The following is a 24046-nucleotide window of genomic DNA, read 5'->3' as shown; positions in this document are numbered from 1 at the left end:
GGACAAAAGATGTATCAGACCTATAACGAACACGTGCCTGGCCCCGTTGGCCTTTATGACCCGGTGGACGAACATTCGTCCTGTGGCGTGGGGCTTGTGGCCGCAATGGATGGCAAACCTTCGCGCCGTGTGGTGTTGATGGGCATTGAAGCGCTGAAGGCGATCTGGCACCGCGGTGCGGTGGACGCGGACGGCAAGACCGGCGACGGCGCGGGCATCCATGTTGAAATCCCGCAGGAATTTTTCAAGGAACATGTGCGTGCCACGGGCCATGTGCCGGCAGAAGGTCGCCTTGCAGTGGGCATGGTCTTCCTGCCGCGCGTTGACCTTCCCGCACAGGAAACCTGCCGTACGATTGTCGAAAAAGAGATTCTCGCTTTTGGCTACACCATCTATGGCTGGCGCCAGGTACCGGTGGACATCGATGTGATTGGCGAAAAAGCCGAAAGCACCCGCCCCGAGATTGAGCAGATCATGATAGCCAATTCAAAAGGCGTGGACGAGGAAACCTTCGAGCGCGAGCTTTATCTTGTGCGCCGCCGCATCGAGGCCGCCGTGATCAAGGCGCAGGTGGGTGATTTTTATATATGTTCACTGTCGTGCCGATCGGTGATCTACAAAGGCTTGTTTCTGGCTGAACAACTTTCAACCTTTTACCCGGACCTGGAAGACGAGCGCTTTGTTTCCTCTTTCGCGGTATATCACCAGCGTTATTCAACAAATACGTTTCCGCAGTGGTGGCTGGCGCAGCCCTTCCGCATGCTGGCGCATAACGGTGAGATCAATACCATCCGCGGCAATGTGAACTGGATGCGCAGTCACCAGATTCGCATGGCGTCAATCGCCTTTGGTGAAAACTCCGAAGACATCAAACCGGTGGTGCCCAAGGGCGCTTCCGATAGCGCAGCGCTTGATGCGGTGTTTGAGGTGATGGTACGGGCGGGTCGGTCCGCGCCGATGGTGAAAACCATGCTGGTGCCTGAGGCCTGGACCAATAAAACCAGCATGCCGGAAGCACACCGCGCCATGTATGCCTACACCAATTCGGTAATGGAGCCATGGGACGGCCCGGCTGCGCTGGCAGCTACCGACGGCCGCTGGGTGGTCGCGGGGCTTGACCGTAACGGCCTTCGGCCCATGCGTTTCACTGTTACAAACGACGGCTTCCTTGTTGTTGGCTCAGAGACCGGCATGGTTATCGTCGATGAAGAAGACGTACGCGAAAAGGGCCGTCTGGGGCCTGGGCAGATGATCGCTCTCGATCTCAGGGAAGGCCAGTTTTACCACGACCGGGAGATCAAGGATAAACTCTCCGCCAGCCAGCCATTTGAAGACTGGGTGCAGGACATCCAGGGTATTGATGAGCTGCCAGACTTCCGCGGCCCCGAAGATGCAGCGTTCACGGGGGACGATCTCAAACGCCGTCAGATCGCGGCAGGGCTGAGCCACGAAGACCTTGAGCTTATTTTACATCCGCAGGTGACAACTGCCAAGGAAGCCATTGGCTCCATGGGTGACGATACACCGCTTGCGGTGCTTTCAAGTAAATACCGCAACCTGTCGCATTATTTCCGGCAGAATTTCAGTCAGGTGACCAATCCGCCGATTGACAGCCTGCGCGAACACCGGGTCATGAGCCTCAAGACCCGGTTTGGCAACTTTGCCAACGTGCTGGACGGTGGCCATACGCAGGCGGGGGCCATAGTGCTCGACAGCCCCGTGATCTCGAACCGCGAATGGGGCGTCCTGATCAAGCATTTTGGCGATTCCGCACAGGTGATCGACTGCACATTCGATGTCAACGCGGGCAAGGGTGCGCTGCGTGACGCGATCGACCGCATCCGCCGCGAGGCCGAGGACGCCGTTCGTGCAGGCCGTGGCCATCTGTTCCTGTCTGACGAGAATATCAGCGAAGACCGCGCGCCGGTGCCGATGATCCTGGCGACCGGCGGCTTGCATACGCACCTCCTGAACGAAGGCCTGCGGACCTTTACCAGCCTTAACGTGCGCGCGAGTGAATGCCTTGATCCGCACTATTTTGCCGTGTTGATTGGCGCGGGCGCGACAACGGTGAACGCCTATTTGGCGCAGGACACCATTGCCGACCGTCACGCCAAGGGCCTGTTTGGCGATATGTCGCTCAATGATGCGGTGTGGCGCGCGAGCGAGGCGATTGATCAGGGGTTGCTGAAGATCCTGTCAAAAATGGGTATCTCGGTTGTTTCCTCGTATCGAGGCGGCAATAACTTTGAAGCCCTTGGCTTGTCTCGATCCCTCGTGGCAGAGTTCTTCCCTGGCATGCCGACCAAAATTTCCGGTATTGGCCTGTCCGGCATTCAGAAAAAAATACTGGAGCAGCACGCCAAGGCCTTTGATGAAGAAGCCCTGGTGCTGCCCATCGGTGGGCTTTACCGCTATCGCCGTGGCGGCGAAGTGCATGCGCATGACGGCCAGCTTATTCATCTGCTGCAAACAGCAGTTGGCCAAGACAACTATGCTAAATATCTCACCTATTCGCGCGGGCTGCACAAATTACCGCCCGTGAACCTGCGTGACCTGATGGATTTCCGCCGCCCGCAAGAAGGCAAGCCGATTGATGAGGTGGAATCGATCACCCAGATCCGCAAGCGTTTCATCACGCCGGGCATGTCTCTGGGCGCGCTGTCGGTGGAAGCGCATGAAACACTAGCCATCGCCATGAACCGCATCGGTGCCAAGTCGGTCTCGGGCGAAGGTGGTGAAGACAAGAAACGCTATAAGCCCTATGAGAACGGCGACAACGCCAACAGCCCGATCAAACAGGTAGCCTCCGGCCGCTTTGGGGTGACGGCGGAATATCTGAATGCCTGCGAAGAGCTGGAGATCAAGGTCGCGCAGGGTGCCAAGCCTGGTGAGGGTGGCCAGCTTCCCGGCTTCAAGGTGACGGAGATGATTGCAAAACTGCGCCACTCCACACCAGGGGTGATGCTGATTTCCCCGCCGCCGCACCATGATATCTATTCGATCGAGGATCTGGCGCAGCTTATTTATGACCTGAAGCAGATCAACCCGCGCGCCAAGGTGTGTGTGAAGCTGGTCTCAAGCGCGGGGATTGGCACCATTGCCGCTGGCGTCGCTAAGGCGCATGCCGACGTTATTCTGGTCTCTGGCCACTCAGGGGGCACCGGCGCCAGCCCGCAAACCAGCATAAAATACGCTGGTACCCCGTGGGAGATTGGCCTGGCTGAAGTGAACCAGGTACTGTCGCTGAATGGCCTCAGGCATCGGGTGAAGCTCCGGACAGACGGCGGTATCCGTACCGGGCGTGACGTGGTGATCGCCGCCTTGCTGGGGGCTGAGGAATATGGTGTCGGCACGGCATCCCTTGTGGCCATGGGCTGCATCATGGTGCGGCAGTGCCACTCCAACACCTGTCCCGTGGGTATCTGCACGCAGGATGAAGACCTGCGCAAAAAGTTTGATGGCTCCGCGGAGAAGGTCGTGAACCTCTTCAGCTTTATCGCCGAGGAAACGCGCGAAATCCTCGCTGAGCTGGGTGTCGAGAAGCTGGATGACATCATCGGCCGTACCGACCTGTTGCATCAGGTCAGCCGCGGTGCGGAGCATCTGGATGACCTCGACCTCAACCCGCTTCTGGTGCAGGTTGGCGGGCGGAACCGCCGCTCCGTCTGTACGCTTGAGGGCCGTAACGAGGTGCCTGATTCGCTTGACGCGCAAATGCTGGAGGATGCGTCGGCTGTGTTCACCAAGGGCGAAAAGATGCAGCTCACCTACTCGGTGCAGAACACGCTGCGTGCCATCGGGACACGCTTCTCAAGCGAGATCACCCGCACCTTTGGCATGTATGGCCTCAAGCCTGACCATGTCACCGTGCGGCTTCGTGGCTCGGCCGGCCAGTCGCTCGGCGCATTTGCAGTGCAGGGCCTCAAGCTTGAGGTAGCGGGCGATGCCAACGACTATGTCGGGAAAGGCCTCTCTGGCGGCACCATTGTTGTGCGACCATCCAACCGGGCGTCTTTCAATTCGAAGGACAATACGATCATCGGCAACACGGTGCTGTATGGTGCGACGGCGGGCAAGCTGTTCGCCGCCGGGCAAGCCGGGGAGCGTTTCGCGGTCCGTAACTCGGGTGCGGATGTGGTCATTGAAGGCTGCGGGGCCAACGGCTGTGAATACATGACCGGCGGTACGGCTGTGATCCTTGGTTCCGTGGGCGACAACTTCGGCGCAGGCATGACCGGCGGCATGGCCTTCGTGCTTGATGAAGACGGCTCGTTCGAAGAACACATCAATGGTGACTCGGTCTTGTATAACCGTCTTTCCAGCGCATACTGGGAAGACAAGCTCAAATCTCTGGTTGAAGAGCATGTGGCGGAAACCCATTCACGCTGGGGGGCGACCGTTCTCTCGAACTGGGAAAGCAAAAAAGGCGGTTTCTGGCAGGTTGTGCCGAAGGAAATGATCAATCGTCTTGAGCAACCAGTGAGCGATGAACAGCATGGCAAAAAACTGACAGCCTAAAACCAGTGGATCCCGCGCCAGATATTCCGTGAAAGATATTCCGTGTCTGGCGCAATTTCCGAATTGGCGGCCCCCGAAACATACGTTATGAAGGGGGCTGTCATGCCAACTTTATATCATCACTGGCTCAGTCCCGCCGCCCGCTTTGTTCGTGTGCTTCTTGCCGAGAAGCGCGTCGATTTTGATTTGCGCCTTGAGCGCGAGTGGGAGCGCAGACCCGCCTTTCTGGCGCTGAACCCGGCGGGCGAAGTGCCGGTGCTTGTCATGGACGACGGTCATGCCTATTCCGGTACTATGGCGATTGCCGAATATCTGGAAGAAGTGATCCCCGAGCCTGCGCTTTTGATCGGAGACGCGGACGAGCGTTATGAAATCAGGCGGCTGGCGGGGTGGTTCCATTCCAAGGTAGGCACGGAGGTGACGCGCCACACCGTGTCGGAAAAGCTTTTCAAGCGGTTCCTTGGTATGGGGGAACCGGATTCGGAAGCCATCCGCTGTGCTTCCCATAACCTCAAGGTTCACCTGAAATACATCACCTACCTCGCGGAGCGCCGCCACTATCTGGCTGGCCCGCAGTTCACCATGGCTGACGCCGCCGCCGCGTCCCATATCTCCGTGATCGACTATTTTGGCGACATCGCCTGGGAACAGTGGCCCATGGTCAAGGAGTGGTATGTGCGGGTCAAGTCGCGCCGGTCAATCCGCGCGCTGCTTACGGACCGCATTACTGGCCTGACCCCGCCAAAACATTATCAGGAACTGGATTTTTAAGTGCGGCCGCCCGGCGATATCCGCGCCGAGCTTGAAGCCAAAGCAACCGAGCTCGGGTTTGATGCCTTCGGTGTCACCGGCGCCGTGTTGTCGGAAGAGGTTTCCGCCCGCCTGCGCGACTTTGTGGCCAAGGGTCGCCACGGCACCATGGAGTGGATGGAGACGCGCCTGCATCACCGGGAAAGCCCGCAGGGTCTTTGGCCAGAGGCTCGGTCCGCGATCATGCTGGGCGTCAATTATGGCCCCAAGGACGACCCTCGGCTGCTTCTGGACGCGCCGGAATATGGCAATATATCGGTCTACGCACGTGGCAAGGACTATCACGACCTAGTCAAAAAACGCCTGAAGGCTTTTGCGCGCTGGATTGTCGAGACATATGACTGCGAGTTGAAGGTATTTGTTGACACCGCGCCGGTGCCAGAGAAACCGCTTGCGTCTGCCGCCGGGCTGGGTTGGCAGGGTAAACACACCAATATGGTCAGCCCAAGGTTCGGCAGCTGGCTTTTCCTCGGCGCGATTTATACCGACATGAACCTGCCGGAAGATACCCCGCACCGCGACCAGTGTGGCAGTTGCCGCGCGTGCATTGATGCCTGCCCGACGAATGCTTTCCCGGCTCCCTACCAGATCGATGCACGGCGCTGCATCTCTTACCTCACCATCGAACACAAGGGCCCGATTGACGAGGTGTACCGCCGCGCGTTAGGCAACCGCATTTATGGCTGTGACGACTGTTTGGCCGCCTGTCCGTGGAACAAGTTCGCAAAAACTAGCCATGAAGCCGCTTTCCACGCGCGGGTTGAGCTTGGTGCGCCCGCGCTGGCTGACCTTGTCGTATTGGATGATGCCACCTTCCGCGAGGTTTTCTCCGGCAGCCCGATCAAGCGCATCGGGCGCGACCGCTTCGTGCGTAATGTGCTTTATGCCATCGGCAACACGGGAGATCGGGAACACTTGCCAGCAGTGAACAATCTTTGCCATGATGCCACCGACGTTGTGCGTGATGCTGCGGGATGGGCCAAAGCACAGCTGGAGGGGGAAGCATGAAGATATTAGGTTGGCGGCTATTGTTTGCCGCACTTTTGGTTGGCGGCGCGGTATGGTTTGCATTTCGCCTGCCGGATGCACCGACATGCGTGGTTACCGTTGAGGTTATCGCACTTGATGACGGCACGGACGGTTGGCGCAGCATTACGGTCCGCTTTCCCGACGGGCGGGTTGAGAAGATCGAGACACTTACGCCGTTTTTCTTCAGGCCCGGCGACACGGCACAGGTGGGGGTTTTTGAACGTTATCTCCTACCCAACCACTACGACATTGTTGTTGAAAGCAGTGTCGAAGATTAATCGCGGATCAGCATGATGGGGGTTGGTGCGGATGGTGCCGCACCCTGCCGGATGGCACCCCATTCACCATATTTGGGCCACTGGCTCGCCGCCACATACAGGACACCGCTTTCGCTGCTGAAGCCGAGGGTAGGCTCTTTCCATGGCTCCAGGTTTTGAGCGACGATCTCGACCGCGCTTATAGCCTGGTCGGCAACGGTTATCCTGATGATACGGTGCGGGTTCACACCGTTCTGGATGGCATAGAGGCGCCCCTTGTGCGCGATCAGGCCATCAATACCTAAAAGGGTTGTGTTGGCAGGTGGCTCCATCAGGGTTATAGCCCCCGACTTTTCATCCAGATGCCAGATGCCACGGCCATAGTCGGCGAGGAAAAGCCCGTTCCCCGGAAGCTCCGCTATACCTTGCGGGCTCATGAAGCCCGCGTCAGAAAAGGCCACTTCAAGTGTATCGCCCGCAACCCTGTAGACTTTGCCGCCTTGCGCATCACTGAGCAGGATGGTCCCGGTTGCGGTAATGGTCAGATCGGCAATCTGCTGCCCGTCTGTGCCGTCCGGCAGTGTCCAGACCTTCAGGATATCGCCCGTTTTCGGGTCTATTTTTGCGAGGCCTGTCTGGCCCTCCCCCTGCACATATCCGGGGGTCTGCTCCACGCGGGCAAAAGTGGCGTAAAGCGCACCATCGTGGAATGTCATGCCGAAGAAGCTGCCAAATTCATGGTCCTTTGCGTCGACAATCTGAACAGCATTCCAGCCGTCGCGGCGGTAGATACCGCCTGATACAACGGTGGCGGCATAAAGGGTGCCTTCGTCATCTTCGGCAATACCTTCCACCAGTTGAAGCTCGCGGTTGAACGAGGCGGAGATTTCAAACATGCCAATCTTTTTGTCGTTCCTGGCAAACATTGCCTCAAGCCTGCGCCAGGCATCCGGGGTTATGGCTTGCTTTATCTTGGCCTGAATTTCTGCCCCAGGCACGAGTCCGAGAGCGGCATAGGCTTGCGCGGCCTCATACGCACGTCCCCCGTCGCCGGTGGCGGCAGCGAGGTAAGCAACGTTGCCAAGCAGGAGCGGATGACCCGGCCGGTGGGTAAGCGCTTCCTCCATGGCGGCAAGCGCTGTATCCAGGTCTCCGGCCCGAAAAGCGTCCACCCCACGGGCGCGTGCCGCCTGCCCGGCCTTGAACGCTGCCTGGTCTTCTGCGCGACACGGTCCGGACGGCGTGACCAGCGACGACATAACAAGGCACAGAGCCATTGCTAACGGTTTCTTCATAGCTTCGCTCCTAATATTGGCCGCAGGATACAAACAGTACAGGTGGCATATCCAGTGTTGAAGGTATTGAGTGGCAAGCCGGGCCCACGGTCAAGAAGCTTGCGGCAAGATGATTACCGCGCCAAGACAAATGTGCTGGCGACAATTTCTGAAAATCAGGCCGAGGATGTGTTCCTCAGGTCATTCTCCACACTGTTTCCAACGTGGCAGGACAAGACAGGACGGGGCATTGTGCCAAAACGTTCTGCGCTTCGTTTTCAGGATTTTGTCGGCTGGCATGCCCGCATGGTGCTGGCGGACCTGCCTGAGGATGGCAACCTGCGCTTTCGCATTGCGGGGGACCGGGTGATGGACATGTTTGGTCATCGGATCCGGCCGGGCGACAGCTTTTCAAGCCTGCCCAGCGTTACCTTCGATGATTATGCGGAGTATTTTAAAGCCATCCGGGCGGGCGATGTTTATGGCCGCTATTCGGGGATGATCCCGTTTGAGGGGCGTAATCTCGGTAATTTTGAAGTGCTTGATCTGCCTGCGGCCGATGAGGAAGGCAACGTCGCCTTCCTCTTCAGCTTTTTTCTGTATCGCTAGTCGCCGGGCTTAAGCCGAGCGACGCTTCAATGGCTGGTTGCCACCGGTTTTGGCCTTGCGGGTACCCGTTGCCTTGAAACCAGCCTTAAAGCCTGGTTTGCCGGTTGCTTTTTTCGGGCCAAACTTTTTCCCTGCCGGTTTCCCTGCTGGTTTGCCTGGGCCAGCACGACGTTCTTCAGGCTTGCCGCCGTCGGCGCGTTTGCCCTCAGTCCATTTGCCGGCAGGCTTTTTACCTTCAAATCGTTTACCTTCGGCACGCTGGCCTTCTGGCCGTTTACCTTCTGGCCGTTTACCTTCGGTGCGTTTGCCTTCAAACCGCTTTCCTTCCGGGCGGCGCTCCTCGAATCGCTTGCCCTCTGGCCGCGCGCCTTCCGAGCGTTTACCCTCGAACCGGTTACCATCTGAACGCCCGCCTTCACGGCGGCCTTCACTGCGGCGGTCGTCAAACCGTTTGCCTTCCGGGCGTGGACCGTCGGCGCGTTTACCTGCGAACGGCTTGCCGGATGGACGTTTGGTGCCTTTGAATCCGGGCTTGCCGTCTTTGGCAAACGGACGGGGGCCACCACGGCGGTGTGCTGGCCTGTCGTTCCGTGGCTTGACCTTGTGACGATCGATCTTCAGCGGGAAGGGGTTATCCTCCTCCGTCTCGATTTCCATCTTGATCACACGCTCCACGGCGCGCAGCAGGCCAAATTCGCTCTTGCTGCAGAAGGTGTATGCTTCGCCTGATTTGCCACCCCGGGCGGTCCGGCCGATGCGGTGCACGTATGATTCCGGTTCAACCGGTACGTCGATGTTGAACACATGGCCGATGTCTTTCACGTCGATGCCGCGGGCGGCTACGTCGGTTGCTACAAGGAAATCGGTACGGTCGCCCTTGAAGCCACGAATGATGCGCTCGCGCTGACGCTGTTGTTTGTCGCCGTGGATCGAATCGGCGCTGAAGCCGGACGCTTCCATGAAACCTGCCAGTTCGTCAGCTTCGCGCTTTGTGCGCACGAAAATAAGCGACTTGGTTACTTTCTTGGTTTCAATCATGTGCAGCAGCAGGTCGTGTTTTTTGTCATATGGCACAAACAGAACCTTGTGAGACAGATTGTCTGCAATCGTCGCTTCACGGGCTACTTCAATCTGGGCGGGGTTTTCAAGGAGCGTGTTCGCAAGTGTGCGGATGCCGCCGTTCATGGTGGCGGAAAACATAACCGACTGGTGGTCGGACATCATCTTGGCCGCGACAAGGCGCACATCGTCCACAAAGCCCATGTCGAGCATGCGGTCGGCCTCATCGAGCACAAAATACTCGGTTTCATCCAGATAGATGTTGCCCTGTTTCATGTGATCCAGCAGGCGACCCGGGGTGGCGACAAGGATGTCGACACCGCGACGCAGTATGTGGATTTGGGTGCGGTAAGGCGCGCCACCGAAAATGGTGCAGTTCTTGAGCTCGGTGTGGCGGCTCAGCGCCTTTACCGTCTCGGAGATCTGCAGGGCAAGCTCACGCGTTGGCGCAAGGATCAGCGCGCGCGGCATGCCGCTTTTGGGTTTATCTTCATAGGCCATCAGGCGTTCGATCATCGGCAATACAAAAGCCGCCGTCTTGCCGCCGCCCGTTTGCGAGATGCCGATCACATCCTGCCCTGTCATCAGGGCCGGGATAGTGGCAGCTTGAATTTCGGTCGTTGAAGTAAAGCCCTGTTCCTCGATCGCGCGAAGAACCGGTGCGCTCAAAGAGAGCGTACTGAAATCAGTCATATATGTCCTAGCATCGGTTAATCCCGAAGCGCCACAGTACGCAGCATCTTCCGGCGTTTATATTTCTGGCGGGAACGCCTTTTCCTGAACCGATGGTTTGGCAGTCTGAGACTTTGCTCAGCCAAGACACAGATGGTTAGTGCGACCTTCGCACGGAAACTTCGTTCTAATGAGGCCGCTTCGCTGTCCAGTCTTGCCGGGGTGCTTTTGGGCCCTTACCCATGTGATAAATCACGGGGTGGTCATATTCGCCGCCGCGGTCTATGACGGCATTGCGGACAAATGTCAAGAAATGAGTGTCAGCGCCACGCAGTTTATATGCGTCAGCGGCTGGCAGATGTCGGCGCGGTAGGGGCAGGCAGTACGAGGCGTGCGGCCCCGATGATGGGCCCGTGCACATAATCCTGCTGCAAAAGGATCGCGAGATGGTCGGCACCCGCGGTGTGGCCGGTTGCCGCGTCGAGCGTCAGTGATTTGGCACCACCGCTCCAATCCATGTCAATAACGTCAGAGGCGCGCACCACATTGGTATAGTGCAGGCGACGACCCTGGTTTTCACCGTCGCCAATCTCAACCTCGGCATCGCCGAGATACCACACGACGCGCACGGAGACCGTGCCTTCGACCTTGGCTTCAGGCAGGCTGACGGTGATGGTGTCACCGGCCAGTTTCAGGGTTGGATTTATCCATGGGTGGTTCAGGGTGCGGGCTTTGGCGATGGAGGCACGCACCTTTTCAGGCTTGGAGCCCACGCATTGCACGCGGCCATCAAGAATCATCTGCGGGGTAAATACGCCGCCGCGACCAAGGCGCTTGTTGTAAGCGGCCTGCCTGATGGCGTTATGCGGATGAGCAAACGTGTCTTCCCAGCCTAGCCGATCCCAATAGTCAACCGGCCATGAGAGGGTGAGGATGCCCGGTCTGTCGCGCATGGATTTCAGCGCGGCATCAGCTGGTGGGCAGGATGAACAACCTTGGCTTGTGAATAGTTCAACCACTGTCAGACGGTCGTCATTGTCCGCCTGAGCACCAACGGACGCCGCCAGGGAGGTTAGGACAAAACATGCTGCTGTTAACCACTTTCTCATGTTTCTAACTTACGAAGAGTGTAGGTCACTTGCCAATCACCTGTATGTGAGTATGGAACCGTTTACCTGATGCATAGCCTTGATCTGAAAAAAAATACACCAAGCGATGTGACAACACACAGCGATAGCGAAGAAACAACACCTTTCAAGACAACAAAACGGGAGCACGGCGAGCTTCTTTTTTATCCACTTAAGGGTGCGCTCCCTCGTGTTTCCGGCTTTGAGCCGATTATCGATCTGTTTGGCAGCAAGCGCGAAGGGCACCTTATGCCCAGCCGCAAGGCGATCAGCTTTCAGGATTTGCGCGGCTGGCATGCCAGTTTCTTCCTGATTGAATTTGATGAAGACCTGGCGGACGGGCGCATGCGCATTCTGGGCGAGATGTACGGGACATTGCTGACCGGTGCCCTGTGGCAGAACATGCTGGTCTCCGAGACAAAGAGCGCCATCTTGCAGGGTGTGGACGATTATTTCCGCGAACTGCTGACCGGGCCCTATATCGGGCGCTTTCGTGGCAGCCTGCCCTTTAAAGGGCGCGAACATGTTTGTGTGGATATTCTCGACCTGCCGATGGTCGATGACACCGGCACGCCCAGATACCTGATGTCCTTCGTGCGCGAGATTGCGCAACGCGCCAGTCTTATGCGCGGTGTCGCGGCAGGCCGTTGAGGCGAGAATAAATCAGCCGGTCACGCGACCTTTGTGTCACTTCTGCGGTTCATACGTTTGAGAGCGGTTTCGGTCATGCGGGTGTCCCGGAGGAGGGTATCTTCCCCGCCCGGATTTTCCCCCGTGATGGCCTCGTCCCGGTAGTCAAACCGCGCAGGGTCCTTGAGCGTGCGCTTGAGGATGCGGCGGAGGCGCAGGAAGGTGACCAGCCCTGTCAGCAATCGAATGGCTGTGATTGCTGTGTATTTGGGATAAAAAACGAAGGGACTTTCAATCGGCATGCCCGAGCGCCGCTGCGTCCTTCGTCGCACCCGCAGGATGCCAGCTTCGAACGCGGAAATCCCCTCAAGCCGCGGCGCTTCCCGATAGGCGAACAGGTTTTTGACCGTCAGTTTTTTCTTGTTTGACCTGAGCGCGACCATACGCCGGATGATGGTTTCCATATGCTCCCACGTGTAAAAGGTGGCGTGCGCCGCCTGATATGTGGCTTCCCATTCCTCGTCGCTCATATGAGCGTGGTGCGAGACACGGTGGTTGAGGTCGTATTTGTTCATGTCCGGGTCCATCCAGACCCCGGCTTCATAGAGCGCTTTATGGTCGGCGCTGCCCGGCAGGGGTGTCAGGTAATTGAGGTAAAGCCCGTCCACAGGAAGGTTTTTCTTGATTGTCTCGATGTCCGCGACGATAGACGCCGGTGTGTCGGTCGGGAAACCGATGATATAGCCGCAGGTGATGAAGACCGGGTGGCGCTTCCAGGCGAGGAACATTTCCCGGTATTCCTCAATTCGGTTCTGACGTTTTTTCACCGCCTCAAGGCTGTCTGCGTTGATGCTTTCAAGGCCGATGAAGATCTGGTTTGCGCCAGCTTCGGCGCAGGCGTCGATAAAGCCTTCAATGCGGTGGGCGAGCGTGTCGACCTGGATGATCATGGCTATGGGGAACCCTTCCGCCTTCAGTTTGATCAACCGGTTGGTGAATTCGCGCCAGTTCTTGTTGCGGGCGAAATTGTCATCGGTGAGGAAAAAGCGGTTAATGCCGATCTTTGCGTTCTCTCGCACGATGGTTTCAAGATCGTCAGCCGTTCGGAAGCGGCTCTTGCGACCCTGCACATTGATGATGGTGCAGAAAGAGCATTCAAACGGGCAGCCGCGACCCAGATCGAAGCTCGTGTAGGCGTTGACCGTTCTCTTGATGGGCTCGTCAGGCAGGATGGGAATGGGGGCGTTGGCCATGTCCGGCGTATTTCGCACATGATTGTAAATCGGCTTCAAGTCACCGCGATAGGCGTCGACGAGGATTTCATCGAACCTGTGTTCCTCTGCCTCGCCGGCGAAGAAAGAAATGCCGAGTGCCTGCGCTTCCTGAAGGTCTGGCGGCAGATCCTTGAGCATGGAGAGGCAACCCGATACATGGAAACCACCGATGCACACCGGAATGCCCGCACCGACAAATTGTCTCGCAAGGTCGACCGAGCGGGGAAACTGGTTTGTTTGCGCGCCAACGAGGCAAATCAGGGCCTTGCGGCCCGATGTCTTCAATGACGTGATGATCCTGTCAGGCCTGACATCGGTGTTGATTTCGTCGATCACATGGATGTTGATTGCAACATCATTGCCCAGCGGGTTGCGCGTTACCGCTTCGACAGCGATGCCATTGACGCTGGCCAGAGAGTTTGAGGGAATAAGCGACCGCCACCATTGAAGCGGATAACCGTCATCGCAGTAGCGTGTAGGTTTGATCAGATAGACCTCAAAATTTACAGCCATGCCGGATTAACGAGCCCCTTTGTCGATTGGTCTGGTATTTGATCCCGCGCGGGACCAAATACCGCTATTCCCCCAAATGTTGACGCAGTATTTCACAAAATAGTGCCATAGGGAAAAATAAACGTGACCGGACAGGTCATTCTTCAGGCGGTTGTCCCTGTTTTCAGGAAAAGGCAGGGGTGAGTCCGGGTGCAATGCCTGAGGGCCATACTGCCAGCGACAACAAAAAAGGCGGCCAATCGGGCCGCCTTTCGGGTGTTTGATCGAGAGCGCGCTTACGCGGCCAGGCGGCGCAGCACATAGTGGAGGATGCCACCGTTCCGGTAGTAGGCCACCTCGTCTTCCGTATCGACACGGCAGAGCACAGTGATCTCTTTTTTCGTGCCGTCGGCATAATGGATCATCACCGTCACGTTCTGGCGCGGTTTGATCGTGCCTTCGATACCGGTGATATCGAAGGTCTCGGTGCCTTCAAGGCCGAGGCTCTCGCGGTTGTCGCCTTCCTTGAACTGGAGCGGAAGCACGCCCATGCCGACGAGGTTGGAGCGGTGGATGCGCTCAAAGCTTTCCACGAGCACAGCTTTAACGCCGAGCAGATTGGTGCCCTTTGCTGCCCAGTCGCGGCTAGAGCCGGTACCGTATTCCTTGCCGCCGATCACCACAAGCGGCGTGCCCGCTTCCTGATACTTCATCGAGGCATCATAGATACTCATCACCTCACCCGACGGCTGGTGTGTGGTCCAGCCGCCTTCGGTACCCGGCGCCATCAGGTTGCGCAGGCGGATGTTGGCAAACGTGCCGCGCATCATGACTTCGTGGTTACCCCGGCGCGAGCCGTAGCTGTTGAAGTCCGCGACCGCAACGCCTTTGGATTGCAGGTACTGGCCAGCCGGGCTGTCTGGCTTGATGGCGCCTGCAGGGCTGATGTGGTCGGTGGTGATGCTGTCACCCAGAAGCGCAAGCGGACGGGCGCCTACGATGTTTGCCGTATCGTCAACATGTGGGCCCATGCCCTGGAAGTAAGGCGGGTGCTGCACATAGGTGGACTTGTTGTTCCAGTCGTAGGTTTTGCCTTCGGCAACCGGGATCGCCTGCCACTCGGGCGTTCCTGCGAACACGTCGGCATACCGTTCGATGAACATCTCTCGTGTCAGCGACGCCGTGATGGCGTCAGCCACTTCCTGGTTAGAGGGCCACAGGTCACGCAGGTAAACGTCGTTGCCGTCCTTGTCCTGCCCGAGCGGTTCGGTGGTGATGTTGGTGCGGATCGAACCGGCGAGCGCATAGGCCACCACCAGCGGCGGGGATGCGAGATAGTTTGCCTTCAGGTCCTGACTCACGCGGCCTTCGAAGTTCCGGTTGCCTGACAGAACGCTGGTGCAGACCATGTCGTTCTCGTTGATCGTCTTCGAGATCGGAGCATCCAGCGGGCCGGAGTTGCCGATACAGGTGGTGCAGCCGTACCCCACGAGGTTGAAACCAAGCGCATTGAGGTGTTCGGTCAGGCCAGCGCGGTCAAGATAATCGGTCACGACCTGTGAGCCCGGTGCCAGTGAGGTTTTGACCCAGGGCTTGCGTGTCATACCCAGCTCGTTGGCCTTTTTGGCAACAAGGCCAGCCGCGATCAATACACCGGGGTTCGAGGTGTTGGTACAACTGGTGATGGCCGCGATACAAACGTCACCGTTTTTCAGTTTATAGTCTTCACCGTCAACAGCATATTCGCCGCTGCCGTCCTTGTCGAATGAGGCGAGAACCTTGTCAAACTCGGTCGCAGCGTTCGCCAGTTCCACACGGTCCTGCGGACGCTTCGGGCCGGCGAGCGACGGCTTGACAGTGGAGATATCCAGTTCAAGCGTGTCGGTGAATACAGGGTCGGGCGCGTTTACGTCGCGCCACATGCCCTGCTCCTTGGCGTAAGCTTCCACAAGCGCGATGGTTTGCTCGTCCCGGCCAGTGAAATGCATGTAATCAAGCGTGGGCTGGGAGATGGGGAAGAAGCCGCAGGTTGCGCCATATTCCGGGCCCATGTTGGCGATTGTTGCCTGGTCAGCGATCGTCAGCTGGTCAAGGCCATTGCCAAAGAATTCGACAAACTTGCCAACCACACCGCGCTCACGCAGCATTTGCACAACGGTCAGCACGAGGTCGGTCGCGGTGATACCTTCCTTGAGCTTGCCGGTCAGCTTGAAACCGACAACCTCAGGGATCAGCATGGAAACCGGCTGGCCCAGCATGGCGGCCTCGGCCTCGATGCCGCCAACACCCCAGCCAAGAACGGCTAGGCCGTTCACCATGGTGGTGTGGCTGTCGGTACCGACGCAGGTGTCAGGATAGGCAACGGTGCGGCCGCCCTCCTCGGACGTCCAGACCGTTTTTGCAAGATACTCGAGGTTTACCTGGTGACAGATGCCGGTGCCGGGCGGCACGGCGTTGAAGTTGTTGAGGCTGCTTTGGCCCCACTTGAGGAACTCATAACGTTCCGCGTTACGTTCCATCTCAAGGTCAACGTTCTGCTTGAAGCTTTGTGGCGTGCCGAACTTGTCCACCATCACGGAATGGTCAATCACGAGATCACACTGCGCAAGCGGATTGATCAGTTCAGGGTTGCCGCCCATCTCGGCCATTGCGTCGCGCATGGCGGCGAGGTCCACCACCGCGGGCACGCCGGTGAAATCCTGCATCAGCACACGAGCAGGCCGGTAGGCAATCTCGTGATCGGAACGTTTGTCTTTCTGCCAGTCGGCGAGGGCCTGAATGTCGGCGGTGGTTACTGACGTACCGTCCTCAAAACGCAAGAGATTCTCAAGCAGAACCTTGAGTGTGTATGGCAGGCGGGAGACGTCACCGATCTGATCGGCAGCCGCCTTCAGGCTGTAATAATCATATTCCTTGCCGCCAACCGTAAGCGTGCGGCGGGTCTTGAGTGTGTCGTTGCCAACGGATGCCATGAGATCAAGAACTCCACTTAAAGGGTTTGAGATAGGCCGATTGTGCACATGGAAAAGCTCAAAAAATGGCCGAAAACTGATGTTTTTCGGGCTGAACTATCTTGCAAGCAAGGGTATGTTGAAATAGTATCCGCGCCGGCCTGCTTTTCCCTTGCTTGGCAGACGTATCTGCGGCCCGGGTTCCAAGCTTCATCTAACACTTTTTGTCAGGATAGTCATGGGTTTGTACACCGAATATTTGAACGAGATCGAAACGCGCAAAAACCAGGGATTGAATCCAAAGCCCATTGAAGATGCAGCGCTTGTCGAAGAAATCATCTCCCAGATCAAAGATCAGGGCAATGAGCACCGGGAAGCTTCCCTCCAGTTTTTCATCTATAACACGCTGCCGGGCACCACGAGTGCGGCGGGCGCGAAAGCCAGCTTCCTGAAGGAGATTATCCTGGGCGGCGCGGTTGTTGAGGAAATCTCCCCGGACTTCGCCTTTGAGCTTCTGTCTCACATGAAGGGCGGCCCGTCGGTTGAGGTTCTTCTTGATCTGGCGCTCGGTGATGATCAGACGGTTGCGAACAAAGCCGCTGAGGTGCTGAAGTCGCAGGTGTTCCTTTATGAGGTTGACACCGACCGGCTCGCGGCCGCCTACAGGGCAGGGAACGCAGTCGCCAGGGACATCCTCGAAAGTTACGCGCAGGCGGAATTTTTCACCAAGCTTCCGGACATCGACGAGAAAATCAAGGTTGTCACCTATATCGCCGCTGAAGGCGATGTTTCCACTGACCTCCTGTCGCCCGGTAATCAGGCGCACTCCCGCTCGGACCGTGAACTGCACGGCAAGTGCATGATCTCCGAGGAGGCACAGGCGGAAATTCAGGCGCTGCAACGCAAGCACCCGGACGCGCGTGTGATGCTGGTGGCCGAGAAGGGCACGATGGGTGTGGGGTCAAGCCGCATGTCCGGCGTGAATAACGTCGCGCTCTGGACCGGTCGGCAAGCCAGCCCCTACGTACCCTTCGTGAACATTGCGCCGATTGTGGGCGGCACAAACGGCATTTCGCCGATCTTCCTGACTACCGTCGGTGTGACGGGCGGTATTGGCCTTGATCTCAAAAACTGGGTCAAGAAGCTCGGTGCCGACGGCAAGCCGGTTCTGGACGCGAGCGGCGACCCGGTGCTTGAGCAGGTGTATTCGGTCGAGACCGGCACGGTGTTTACCATCAACACCAAAACCAAAAAGCTTTATGATGCGACGGGTGAAAAAGAGCTCGTTGATATCTCCTCCGCGCTGACCCCGCCAAAGGTCGAATTCATCAAGGCGGGCGGTTCTTACGCCGTTGTGTTCGGCAAGAAACTGCAAACATTTGCGGCTGCCGCGCTTGGCGCCACGGCGCCGCGTGTCTTTGCGACCTCGAAGGAAGTGTCGCATGAGGGCCAGGGGCTGACGGCTGTTGAAAAAATCTTCAACAACAATGCTGTTGGTGTGGCTGGCGGCAAGGTATTGCACGCGGGCTCGGACGTTCGTGTGAGCGTGAATATTGTCGGCTCGCAGGACACCACGGGCCTGATGACCGCGCAGGAACTTGAGGCGATGGCCGCAACGGTTATCTCGCCCACGGTAGACGGTGCCTACCAGTCCGGCTGCCACACCGCGTCTGTGTGGGACACCAAAGCGCAAGCCAACATCCCCAAGCTCATGAGTTTCATGAACAAGTTCGGCCTTATCACCGCGCGCGACCCGCAGGGTGTGTATCACCCGATGACGGACGTGATCCACAAGGTGCTCAATGACATCACCGTGGACGACTGGTCGGTGATCATCGGCGGCGACAGCCACACTCGCATGTCCAAAGGCGTGGCCTTTGGGGCGGATTCGGGCACCGTGGCACTTGCGCTCGCAACGGGCGAGGCCACCATGCCGATCCCGGAATCGGTCAAGGTCACCTTTAAGGGCAGCCTCAAGTCGCACATGGACTTCCGCGATGTTGTGCACGCAACGCAAGCCCAGATGCTGAAGCAGTTTGGCGACAACGTCTTTCAGGGCCGCGTGATTGAAGTGCACATCGGCACGCTGATCGCCGATCAGGCTTTCACCTTCACCGACTGGACGGCGGAAATGAAGGCAAAAGCCTCGATCTGTATTTCCGAGGACGCGACCTTGATCCAGTCGCTCGAGATCTCGAAAAGCCGTATCCAGATCATGATCGACAAGGGCATGGACAATGCAGCGGGGACCCTGAGGGGCCTGATCGCCATCGCGGACCAGCGCATTGCCGAGATCAAGTCGGGTGGGAAACCTGCATTGCAGCCAGATGCCAACGCCAAATATTTCGCCGAGTTTGTCGTGGACCTCGACCAGATCATCGAGCCGATGATCGCGGACCCGGACGTGAACAACGCGGACGTATCCCGCCGCTACACGCACGACACCATCCGCCCGGTTTCCTTTTATGGGGGTGAGAAGAAAGTCGACCTCGGCTTTGTCGGTTCCTGCATGGTGCACAAGGGCGACATGAAAATCGTCGCGCAGATGCTGAGGAACATCGAGAAACAGAACGGCAAGGTGGAGTTCAAGGCCCCGCTCGTGATCGCGCCGCCAACCTACAATATCGTTGATGAGCTGAAGGCCGAAGGCGACTGGGAAGTGCTGCAAAAATACGCGGGCTTCGAGTTTGACGACAGTGCGCCCAAGAGCACAGCCCGCACCCAGTATGAAAACACCCTCTATCTCGAGCGTCCGGGCTGCAACCTGTGCATGGGCAACCAGGAGAAAGCCGGGAGGGGCGACACTGTGATGGCGACATCCACTCGCCTCTTTAAAGGCCGTGTTGTCGAGGACTCTGACGAGAAGAAGGGCGAATCGCTCCTGGCTTCCACGCCTGTTGTGGTGCTGTCCACGGTGCTTGGCCGTACACCAAATATTGCCGAGTATGAAGCCGCTGTGGAGGGTATCAACCTCACCAGCTTCGCACCGCCGCTCGGCAAGCCGCCGGTTACCGCAAGCCATCACTAGCGTCGCGCCCCCGGCAATCTCCTGGTTGCCGGGAGACAGGACCAAAACGACAAGATAAACCAGCAGCGCGCTCCCGTGTGCGCTGCGGGCACCCGCCAGGACTTAAACCCTTCCATCCTGCAGCCGCCGCTCAAGCGGACTTCATCACGCGCGTAATCGACGGGGTGAAGCCATGCGCGTCAATAGATAAATGGTGGGAGATAAATGGTGGGCTGTTGCGCCAAACTGACCCCAATTCCTTCACTTTCCCGCCTTATTGCGTCGGCATGATCACTCAATCGAAAAAATAAAGATCCACTGCCGAGGATAATAAAATGACTGAATTTACATTTGCCGAGTTTTTACTCTCCTTCTTTTTGATCGCTGTTGCCGCTGGGGGTGTCACCTACAGCCGTGTGCAGATAACGCGTCGCCGTTTCTAGAAGGGCGCCGCAGCCAAATCCAAGCACCCGAAAGCTTCTTCGCGTTGACTTCGTGTTCTGTGTGTTCCATCGTCCTGCTGACAATGTCAGGTGGGGCTTGCGAACATGGCGAAGGTATATATTTGTGATCCGGGCTTAACCAGCCATGCCGGGCACCATGCGAGATGGGACGCTTGTTTTGCGGCGCTTTTCACCGAAAAGGGCTATAAAACAACCATCTTCAGCCATGGCAACTTTCAGGACGCCACGCTGGATGGCGTGCCGGTTGTGCGGCATTTCACCAAGACCAGTTGGCATACCGACAGCCGTCGGGACCTGCTAAAAAACTGGGACAAATATTTCGATATGAACCGGGTGATGTTCGAGGAACTGGCCCGCCTTTTTGTGGGCAGTCACCTGACAGCGGACAATTTGCACGGCGGCCCCGGTGACCGTATTGAGCCAGACGACATCCTGATCTTTCCCACCATCCTCCAGTATCAGTTAACCGGGGTGGTGCGCTGGTTTTGTGCGCTGCCGGAAGCCGAGCGCCCGACGGTCATCTGTTATCTGATGGGGCCAAGCGGATGCCTTGTCGATACCGCGCGGCAGAAAATCCAGATCGACAGTTTTGACACCGCGCGTTTTTACAAGCTCGCCTTCCGGGAGCTGGAAAGCGAACCGGCAGGCATGCATTTTTTCGCCTGCGGCAGTGACCATGCGGAGCAATACAGCTACCTACGGGGCAAACCCGTTCCCACCTATCCCATATTGGCGACAGCCGTTCAGCCTTACGCGCCGCTGCGCGAGCAACCGGCCCGTCAGGTGCTGCTGCATGCAGGGGCCCCCAGAAACGAAAAGGGCTCTTTTTTCCTGCAGGACATTGCCGCTGGCTTGTGCTCAAGGCATGAGGACTGGACCTTTGTCGTGCAGGTAGGGTGGCCGCAAGATGATGTTTCCGCCGAACCGGCGCACGGAGCGCTTTCAGCGCTTGACCGTGTGCATGAGAATTTTTCATACAGTTCTCGCCTGCAGGAAACAGATCCCTACTGTGCCCTTTTTAACGACAGTGAAATTGTATTGGTGCCCTACCATGCAGGGGTCTATTTCAACCGGTCCTCCGGCATTGTGTGGGAGGCAATCGCAACGGCGAATATCCTTGTGGTGCCTGAAAACTGCTGGCTGGCCCGCGAGGCGGCCCGGCTTGGCGCGGCCTATGTCACTTTTGGTGAATTTTCCGCGCGTGCTATGCTGGAAGCGGTTACCTGCGCCATTGAAGACCCACCAATGAACCGGAAAGAGCGCCTGCGGTTGGCCCGGGCCTTCAAGGCGGAGAACCGGCCGGAGAAACTGGCATCTCAAATTTTCGAGTGTTGGCAGCCCGCCCCTGAGTGCGAGACCGTGAGTGTCGGCTGAACCACGACGCCAGCCCGCATTAAAATGCGGCCCGCGGCGCATCTGACATGGCGTTGCAATCGAAAATTAACCATCGCCATAATACGTATTCACTTGCTACAAACGCCGCAACTTTCCTAAAGGCTTTTTAAAACGCCAACCCATTGAAGTTTTTCTAATAGACTTTTAATTTGAATACTGTGTTACTAAACTGGACATCTTCTTTCCACGATAACAAAGTTACTTTCTTGTTTGGGATTGAAATGTGAAGAAAACATGGGCTTATTCTCTTGTAATATATACCGCACTCCTTTTTTGCTGCGAAGTTATTTGGGGTGAGGGCATTCTTGTAGCCTTGGGGTACAGTGTGCTGGCCTTTTGCCTCTTGCCGTTCATGATGAAGGCGCGCGTGCAGGTTTTCGCCGTTGTCTCCGCCGGATTGCTGCTTCATGGCGCACTTGTCGGGGGCGAGTGGCAACAGTATCTCTGGATACTGAACGGCTTCTTTCTCCTTCTGCTGGTTTTCCTGCACCAGCTTTTCGAGCGGCGAAGGGCCTCGCAGCTTGAGCGCTCGAAAGCGCAGCTTGATGCGTTGTGGGCAACCGTTGTGGACGGGCTTATTGTCATTGACGACCGCGCGCGCATTGTTTCCGCCAACCCGGCGACCGAGGCCATTTTTGGCTATGCGGAAGATGAACTTCTCGACCGCAATGTCAAAATCCTCATGCCGGAACGATATGCAGTGGAACATGACGGTTATGTAGGTGCCTATAACAAGACCGGGGAAGCCCGCATCATCGGTATCGGGCGTGAGGTGGCGGGCCGCCGCAAGGACGGAAGCGAATTTCCTCTTTACCTGGCTGTCAACCAGTTTACGGCGGATAGCAATGTCTATTACGGCGGTATCGTCCGCGACATGACAGCGGAGACCCGTGCCAAGAGTGAACTGGTACAAGCCAAGGAAGCGGCGGAAAACGCCAACCGGGCAAAAACAGTTTTCCTCAGTTCCATCAGCCATGAGGTACGCACTCCGCTCAACGCCATCCTCGGCTTTGCCCAACTTTTCGAAATTGGGCCGTCCAGCCAGCTGACCGACCGGCAGCGCGAATATCTAAACCATATCCGCAGCAGTGGCGAACATCTGCTGACATTGATCAATGAAGTGCTTGATCTGTCGCAGCTCGAATGCGGCAACCTCAAGCTCAGTATTGAAAGCGTCTCGGCGGGCAGCGCCCTGGCGGAATGTGCCGAGATGCTGGCTCCCCTGGCCGACCGGCATAAGGTTTCGATCCGTGCCTTGCCACAGGTGGATGAGGGCCTCGCCGTACGGGCCGACCGGGTCAGGCTCAAACAGGTGATTACCAACCTGCTGACCAATGCGATCAAATATAACAAGGCTGGCGGCTCGGTCAGTTTTGATATCGACACACCCGTGCCGGGAACCCTGCGTATAACGATCGCCGATACCGGGGACGGCATCCCGGAAGCGCACTGGGATCAGCTTTTTGAGCCGTTTAACCGTCTGGGTCGCGAAGCGTCCATTATCGAGGGCACTGGCATCGGCCTCTCGGTTAGTAGAACAGTGATTGAGGCCATGGGCGGCAAAATTGGCCTCTCAAGTGAAATTGGCGCGGGCACCAAGTTCTGGATTGACCTGCCTGCCGCCAAAAGCATGATCCGCACCGGGAGTGGGGCGGACGTGGCCTTTGAGATGAAAATCCAGCGCCGCTTGTCCCCCACCCCAACCGATGTGGCGACGATTCTCTATATCGAGGATAATCCGGCCAACACGGCGCTGATGCGCCAGTTCCTTGGCGATATTGCCGGCATCAACCTCATCACGGTACTAACCGCAGAAGACGGCATCGCCGTTGCAATGGACAGAAAGATCGATCTCATTCTGATGGACCTGAACCTGCCGGGAATGGACGGATTTGAAGCGCAGATTGCGCTGTCCGCCAATGAACAGACACGGGATATTCCGGTTATCGCGGTCAGTGCCGACGTGAACGTCAAAACTATCCAGCGCGCAATGAACATGGGTTTTCGCAAGTTTATCACCAAGCCCTTCAACCTTAAGGAAGCGCATCAGGCGATTGTCTCCGTGTTGCCGCGGGGCTCCGACAATGTGCATTAGAACAATGTGCATTGGAACAGGGGGTCAGGCCTCAGGGGCTTCCGCCTGAATAGAAAGCGCGTGTACCGGGCCGGCCAGCTCTTCCTTGAGCGCGCCCATGACCATGCGTTGGCGCGCGAGGCGGCTTTGCCCTTTAAAAGCGTGCGAGCGGACCACCACGCGAAAGTGGCTTTCGCCACCTTCCCGAAAGCCCGCGTGCCCACGGTGTCCTTCCGATTCGTCGATCACCTCAAGGTGGGTCGGTTCAAGCGCCGCGCGCAGCTTTTTTTCGATTCTCTCGGTGACTTCACCCATATTCGCCATACTTTCCTATTCATGTGAGGGGGCTATATACCGCTGTCTGGCAATTCAAGCGCACAATACCCAAGTTAAATGTGCTG

At 57.5% G+C, this 24046-nt stretch carries 15 protein-coding genes; 9 read left to right on the top strand and 6 right to left on the bottom strand.

Annotated elements, in window-relative coordinates; all coding sequences use genetic code 11:
* The first annotated feature begins 9 nt into the window (after positions 1-9).
* The 4 genes from gltB to OEU85_RS14965 all read left to right on the top strand — a co-directional run bounded on the left by gltB (position 10) and on the right by OEU85_RS14965 (position 6638).
* The gene (gene gltB, locus OEU85_RS14980; protein WP_262692320.1) at positions 10-4521 is read left to right on the top strand and encodes a glutamate synthase large subunit; all 4512 of its coding nucleotides are present in this window, start codon (positions 10-12) and stop codon (positions 4519-4521) included.
* Positions 4522-4623: 102 nt separating this feature from the next.
* Entirely contained in the window at positions 4624-5292 is a 669-nt protein-coding gene (locus OEU85_RS14975) for a glutathione S-transferase family protein (protein ID WP_262692319.1), read from the top strand.
* The gene (gene queG / locus OEU85_RS14970; RefSeq protein WP_262692318.1) at positions 5293-6339 is read left to right on the top strand and encodes a tRNA epoxyqueuosine(34) reductase QueG; all 1047 of its coding nucleotides are present in this window, start codon (positions 5293-5295) and stop codon (positions 6337-6339) included.
* A complete protein-coding gene (locus tag OEU85_RS14965) occupies positions 6336-6638 on the top strand; it encodes a hypothetical protein (RefSeq protein ID WP_262692317.1) in 303 nt (100 codons plus the stop codon). The genes queG and OEU85_RS14965 overlap by 4 nt, the downstream gene beginning before the upstream one ends.
* Here the strand turns inward: OEU85_RS14965 and OEU85_RS14960 are convergent.
* Complete coding sequence (locus OEU85_RS14960) at positions 6635-7912, bottom strand: NHL repeat-containing protein (protein WP_262692316.1); 1278 nt, start codon at positions 7910-7912, stop codon at positions 6635-6637. The two genes, OEU85_RS14965 and OEU85_RS14960, sit on opposite strands and share 4 nt — an antisense overlap.
* Positions 7913-7966: 54 nt before the next feature.
* Here OEU85_RS14960 and OEU85_RS14955 point away from each other — a divergent pair, with 54 nt between their 5' ends.
* Positions 7967-8500, top strand: a complete 534-nt coding sequence (locus OEU85_RS14955; RefSeq protein ID WP_262692315.1) for a PAS domain-containing protein — start codon at positions 7967-7969, stop codon at positions 8498-8500.
* Positions 8501-8509: 9 nt separating this feature from the next.
* On the opposite strand, the gene OEU85_RS14950 is transcribed toward OEU85_RS14955, so the two are convergent.
* Together OEU85_RS14950 and OEU85_RS14945 are read right to left on the bottom strand one after the other, a co-directional pair.
* On the bottom strand, positions 8510-10252 hold the full coding sequence (locus OEU85_RS14950; protein WP_262692314.1) for a DEAD/DEAH box helicase: 1743 nt from the start codon (positions 10250-10252) through the stop codon (positions 8510-8512).
* 323 nt (positions 10253-10575) lie between these two features.
* Entirely contained in the window at positions 10576-11340 is a 765-nt protein-coding gene (locus OEU85_RS14945; RefSeq protein WP_262692313.1) for a DUF1223 domain-containing protein, read from the bottom strand.
* A 69-nt stretch (positions 11341-11409) separates the two neighbouring features.
* Between OEU85_RS14945 and OEU85_RS14940 the strand changes: the two genes are divergently transcribed.
* Positions 11410-12009: a PAS domain-containing protein gene (locus tag OEU85_RS14940; RefSeq protein ID WP_262692312.1), complete on the top strand. Its 600-nt coding sequence runs from the start codon at positions 11410-11412 to the stop codon at positions 12007-12009.
* A 20-nt stretch (positions 12010-12029) separates the two neighbouring features.
* On the opposite strand, the gene OEU85_RS14935 is transcribed toward OEU85_RS14940, so the two are convergent.
* Complete coding sequence (locus tag OEU85_RS14935; RefSeq protein WP_262692311.1) at positions 12030-13775, bottom strand: B12-binding domain-containing radical SAM protein; 1746 nt, start codon at positions 13773-13775, stop codon at positions 12030-12032.
* A gap of 275 nt (positions 13776-14050) precedes the next feature.
* Positions 14051-16726 (bottom strand): aconitate hydratase AcnA, encoded by a 2676-nt coding sequence (gene acnA / locus OEU85_RS14930; RefSeq protein WP_262692310.1) that lies wholly within the window; start codon positions 16724-16726, stop codon positions 14051-14053.
* A gap of 217 nt (positions 16727-16943) precedes the next feature.
* Between acnA and OEU85_RS14925 the strand changes: the two genes are divergently transcribed.
* The 3 genes from OEU85_RS14925 (at position 16944) to OEU85_RS14915 (ending at position 23666) form a co-directional block, all read left to right on the top strand.
* Positions 16944-19733: a bifunctional aconitate hydratase 2/2-methylisocitrate dehydratase gene (locus OEU85_RS14925; protein WP_262692309.1), complete on the top strand. Its 2790-nt coding sequence runs from the start codon at positions 16944-16946 to the stop codon at positions 19731-19733.
* Between the two features lie 527 nt (positions 19734-20260).
* On the top strand, positions 20261-21550 hold the full coding sequence (locus OEU85_RS14920) for a glycosyltransferase family protein (protein WP_262692308.1): 1290 nt from the start codon (positions 20261-20263) through the stop codon (positions 21548-21550).
* A 346-nt stretch (positions 21551-21896) separates the two neighbouring features.
* Positions 21897-23666: a PAS domain-containing hybrid sensor histidine kinase/response regulator gene (locus OEU85_RS14915; protein WP_262692307.1), complete on the top strand. Its 1770-nt coding sequence runs from the start codon at positions 21897-21899 to the stop codon at positions 23664-23666.
* Positions 23667-23690: 24 nt separating this feature from the next.
* Here OEU85_RS14915 and OEU85_RS14910 read toward each other — a convergent pair whose 3' ends face one another.
* Positions 23691-23960: a BolA family protein gene (locus OEU85_RS14910; RefSeq protein ID WP_262692306.1), complete on the bottom strand. Its 270-nt coding sequence runs from the start codon at positions 23958-23960 to the stop codon at positions 23691-23693.
* Between the last annotated feature and the right edge of the window lie 86 nt (positions 23961-24046).

This window comes from Kordiimonas aestuarii, assembly GCF_025574465.1.
Taxonomy (GTDB): Bacteria; Pseudomonadota; Alphaproteobacteria; order Sphingomonadales; family Kordiimonadaceae; genus Kordiimonas; species Kordiimonas aestuarii.
Note: the sequence above shows the minus strand (reverse complement) of the source record. Positions and strands in the feature narration are given on the sequence as shown.

Coding starts and splice junctions, on each gene's coding strand:
- OEU85_RS14950 (WP_262692314.1), bottom strand. CDS start 10,252: ATGACTGATTTCAGTACGCTCTCTTTGAGCGCACCGGTTCTTCGCGCG.
- OEU85_RS14935 (WP_262692311.1), bottom strand. CDS start 13,775: ATGGCTGTAAATTTTGAGGTCTATCTGATCAAACCTACACGCTACTGC.
- OEU85_RS14925 (WP_262692309.1), top strand. CDS start 16,944: ATGGGTTTGTACACCGAATATTTGAACGAGATCGAAACGCGCAAAAAC.
- OEU85_RS14945 (WP_262692313.1), bottom strand. CDS start 11,340: ATGAGAAAGTGGTTAACAGCAGCATGTTTTGTCCTAACCTCCCTGGCG.
- OEU85_RS14975 (WP_262692319.1), top strand. CDS start 4,624: ATGCCAACTTTATATCATCACTGGCTCAGTCCCGCCGCCCGCTTTGTT.
- OEU85_RS14920 (WP_262692308.1), top strand. CDS start 20,261: ATGGCGAAGGTATATATTTGTGATCCGGGCTTAACCAGCCATGCCGGG.
- OEU85_RS14960 (WP_262692316.1), bottom strand. CDS start 7,912: ATGAAGAAACCGTTAGCAATGGCTCTGTGCCTTGTTATGTCGTCGCTG.
- gltB (WP_262692320.1), top strand. CDS start 10: ATGTATCAGACCTATAACGAACACGTGCCTGGCCCCGTTGGCCTTTAT.
- OEU85_RS14940 (WP_262692312.1), top strand. CDS start 11,410: ATGCATAGCCTTGATCTGAAAAAAAATACACCAAGCGATGTGACAACA.
- acnA (WP_262692310.1), bottom strand. CDS start 16,726: ATGGCATCCGTTGGCAACGACACACTCAAGACCCGCCGCACGCTTACG.
- OEU85_RS14965 (WP_262692317.1), top strand. CDS start 6,336: ATGAAGATATTAGGTTGGCGGCTATTGTTTGCCGCACTTTTGGTTGGC.
- OEU85_RS14910 (WP_262692306.1), bottom strand. CDS start 23,960: ATGGGTGAAGTCACCGAGAGAATCGAAAAAAAGCTGCGCGCGGCGCTT.